Here is a 400-nt window from a genome sequence, read left to right as displayed (position 1 = left end):
GAACGACTGTCCAGCCGTCGGGTCGCCGCCATCTATGACATCCGCAATCCGAACCAGGTTGTGGTCTGGCGACGCGATATTGCTGAGGGCGACGCGCAAGCTCTGGGGAACACCATGCCAAAGCCAGATACAAAGCCAGATACAAAGCCAGATACAAAGCCAGAACGACGCTGCTCAGAGACACCGCCCGAGGCCATCCCCGATTCGACGGACGCCCTGCGCGAAGAGAACGAGCGACTGCGCGCTGAGGTCGCGTACTTAAAAAAAGTGCACGCCTTGATCCGGGCGAAAAGATCACTTGCGCCGACAAAGCGCGCTTGATCCTCGGATTGAGGCATCACCACAAATTGGCGGACCTGCTGCGGGCAGCAGGGCTTGCGCGCAGCACTTTCTACTACCA

General features: G+C 59.0%; 1 pseudogene. It reads left to right on the top strand.

The annotated features are described in order from the left end of the window. Window positions 1-321: pseudogene (locus tag QN397_RS26860) on the top strand (hypothetical protein); the annotation flags it as partial. Between the last annotated feature and the right edge of the window lie 79 nt (window positions 322-400).

It is taken from the genome of Variovorax sp. RTB1 (genome assembly GCF_035018765.1).
Taxonomy (GTDB): domain Bacteria; phylum Pseudomonadota; class Gammaproteobacteria; order Burkholderiales; family Burkholderiaceae_C; genus Variovorax.
This window is presented reverse-complemented; position numbering and strand designations above follow the sequence as displayed.